At 68.7% G+C, this 2,985-nt stretch carries 2 protein-coding genes and 1 pseudogene; 2 read left to right on the top strand and 1 reads right to left on the bottom strand.

The genetic code is table 11. The features are described 5' to 3' along the window. Positions 1–414 (top strand): annotated as a pseudogene (locus tag ACRDU5_RS22690) (serine/threonine protein kinase); the annotation flags it as partial. Continuing rightward, a complete protein-coding gene (gene pknB / locus ACRDU5_RS22685; protein ID WP_526617240.1) occupies positions 411–2,288 on the top strand; it encodes a Stk1 family PASTA domain-containing Ser/Thr kinase in 1,878 nt (625 codons plus the stop codon). The pseudogene ACRDU5_RS22690 and the gene pknB, both read left to right, overlap by 4 nt. Here pknB and ACRDU5_RS22680 read toward each other — a convergent pair. After that, on the bottom strand, positions 2,266–2,940 hold the full coding sequence (locus ACRDU5_RS22680) for an aminodeoxychorismate/anthranilate synthase component II (RefSeq protein WP_526617239.1): 675 nt from the start codon (positions 2,938–2,940) through the stop codon (positions 2,266–2,268). The two genes, pknB and ACRDU5_RS22680, sit on opposite strands and share 23 nt — an antisense overlap. Between the last annotated feature and the right edge of the window lie 45 nt (positions 2,941–2,985).

The raw sequence follows: 2,985 nt of genomic DNA, 5'->3' as shown, positions 1-2,985 counted from the left end.
ACACCGACCAGCGCGGCGATGACCGCCCGCGCGCCGGCCACCGCGGCCCGCACCGCCCGGCCGGCGACGGCCGGCCACCGTCCTCCCCCGCCGCGACGGACGTTCTCCTCGGGCCAGCGGGCCCTGTTGTGGGCGGCCGGAGTGCTCGGTGCGCTGGCGATCGCCATCGCGGTCCTGATCGTGCTCAACGCCCAGGACCGCCAGGATCGCGAGTCGCCCCCGCCGACGGTCACCGACACCGTCACCCAGACGACTCCGTACGGGGCTCCACCGCTGGTCACGACGCCCGGTTGGACCGATGAGGGGTCCATCGGTCATGGTGGAGTGCAAATCGGGGTATACAGACCCGACACGATCGCGCCGTCCGCCTCATTGCGGGCGGCGCCCTCGGATCAAGAACAGACATTGCAATGACGACCCCGCAGCACCTGTCCGACCGCTACGAACTCGGCGAGATTCTCGGCTTCGGCGGCATGTCCGAAGTCCACCTCGCCCGCGATCTGCGCTTGCATCGCGACGTGGCGGTCAAGGTGCTGCGCGCCGACCTGGCCCGCGACCCGAGCTTCTACTTGCGGTTTCGCCGGGAGGCGCAGAACGCCGCCGCGCTGAACCACCCCGCCATCGTCGCCGTCTACGACACCGGCGAGGCGGAAACCCCGGCCGGGCCGCTGCCATACATCGTGATGGAGTACGTCGAGGGCGTCACGCTGCGCGACATCGTGCACACCGACGGGCCGATGCCGGCGCAGCGGGCCATCGAGACCATCGCCGACGCCTGCCAGGCGCTGAACTTCAGCCACCAGCACGGCATCATCCACCGCGACGTCAAGCCGGCCAACATCATGATCAGCAAGTCCGGCGCGGTGAAGGTGATGGACTTCGGCATCGCCCGGGCGATCGCCGACAGCGGCAACAGTGTCACGCAGACCGCTGCGGTGATCGGCACCGCCCAGTACCTGTCCCCGGAACAGGCCCGCGGCGATTCCGTGGACGCCCGGTCCGACGTCTACTCGCTCGGCTGCGTGCTGTACGAGATCCTCACCGGCGAACCGCCTTTCATCGGTGACTCACCCGTCGCGGTGGCCTACCAGCATGTCCGCGAAGACCCCACCCCGCCGTCGCAGCGGCATGCCGGCATCTCCCCGGAGCTGGACGCCGTGGTGCTCAAGTCGCTGGCCAAGAACCCCGAGAACCGGTACCAGACGGCGGCCGAGATGCGCGCCGACCTGATCCGGGTGCACAGTGGTGAGGCGCCGGAAGCGCCCAAGGTGCTCACCGACGCCGATCGCACGTCGCTGCTGGCCTCGGCCGCTCCGCCCGACCGCACCCCGCCGACCGAGCACCTGCCGCGCCAGCAGCCCCGGTACGGCGAGCGCGACCGTGGTCAATCGGTCGGCCGGTGGCTCATCGCGGTGGCCGTGCTCGCCGTGCTGACCGTCGTGGTCACCATCGCGATCAACATGATCGGCGGCGGCCCGCGTGATTTGCAGGTGCCCGACGTGCGCGGCCAGGCCTCCGCCGACGCCATCGCCGCCCTGCAGAACCGTGGCTTCAAGACCCGCACCCAGCAGCGGCCCGACTCGACGGTCCCGCCCGATCATGTGATCAGCACCGAGCCGGAGGCCGACAGCGAGGTCGGCGCCGGCGACGAGATCACCCTGAACGTCTCCACCGGGCCCGAACAGCGCGAGGTGCCCGACGTTGCGACGCTGACCTACGCCGACGCCGTCCGCGAGCTGACCGACGCCGGATTCGGCCGGTTCAAACAGACCAACTCGCCATCGACGCCCGAGCTGAAGGACCGGGTGGTGGGGACCAACCCGCCGGCCAATCAGACCTCGGCGACCACCAACGAGATCGTCATCGTCGTCGGGTCGGGGCCGGAGAGCCGGCCCGTGCCGGACGTCAAGGACCAGTCCATCGAGGTAGCCCAGCAGAATCTCAGTGCTTTCGGCTTCACCAAGTCCGTCCCGGTCGAGGTGGACAGCACCGCACCTGCGGGTGCCGTGGTCGGCACGAATCCGCCTGTGGGACAGACTGTTCCACTTGACACCGTGGTCCAAGTGGAGGTGTCACGCGGCAACCAATTCGTGATGCCGGATCTGACCGGCATGTTCTGGACCGATGCCGAACCGCGGCTGCGCGCGTTGGGCTGGACCGGCATTCTGGACAAGGGCGGCGACGTGCAGAACAGCGGTCAGCGAACCAATGCGGTGGTCAATCAGAGTCCGGCGGCGGGCAGCGGCGTGAACTTCAACGGCAGGATCACGCTGAACTTCGCCTCGTAGCCGCCTCAACGGTGCTGGCCACCTCGTCCTCCAGGCTGCGCACCAGCGCCTCGGCGGGCGCTACACCGCAGTAGGCCAGCCAGTTGGCCAGCAGCCGGTGCCCGCCCTCGGTGAGGATCGACTCGGGATGGAACTGCACGCCATGGATGGGCAGCTCGACGTGCCGCACGCCCATGATGACCCCGCCCTCGGTGCGGGCGGTGACCTCCAATGCGGCGGGCACGGTGTCGGGCAGAATCGTCAGCGAATGATACCGCGTCGCGGTAAACGGATCCGGAAGACCCTGCAGCACACCGACATTCGCGTGAAATACGGTGCTGGTCTTGCCGTGCAGCAGTTCCGGCGCCCGATCGACAGTGCCGCCGAACGCCACCCCGATGGCTTGGTGGCCGAGACACACGCCCAGCAGCGGAGTCTTTGTCGCGGCGCACGCTTTGACGAGCGGGATGGAGGCGCCCGCGCGCTCGGGCGTGCCAGGCCCCGGGCTCAGCAGGACGCCGTCGAAGTCGGCTGCGGCGGTTGCGATGTCGGCTTCCGTTGCCAACCGCGCGTCGTCGTTACGCCACACCTGCGCATCCACACCCAGCTGGCCCAGGTACTGGACCAGGTTGAAAACGAAGCTGTCGTAGTTGTCGACGACGAGAACCTGCATCAGGCCAGGTTACCTTTCGCGATTTCGGCGTGATAACCAGCGCTG

It is taken from the genome of Mycobacterium sp. (assembly GCF_050701515.1).
Lineage (GTDB): Bacteria > Actinomycetota > Actinomycetes > Mycobacteriales > Mycobacteriaceae > Mycobacterium.
The sequence above is the reverse complement of the archived record's forward strand: the minus strand, read 5'-3'. Positions and strand labels throughout refer to the sequence as shown.

Bases quoted from the DNA above. Each gene is read 5' to 3' on its own strand.
- ACRDU5_RS22680 (WP_526617239.1), bottom strand. From the start codon at position 2,940: ATGCAGGTTCTCGTCGTCGACAACTACGACAGCTTCGTTTTCAACCTG.
- pknB (WP_526617240.1), top strand. From the start codon at position 411: ATGACGACCCCGCAGCACCTGTCCGACCGCTACGAACTCGGCGAGATT.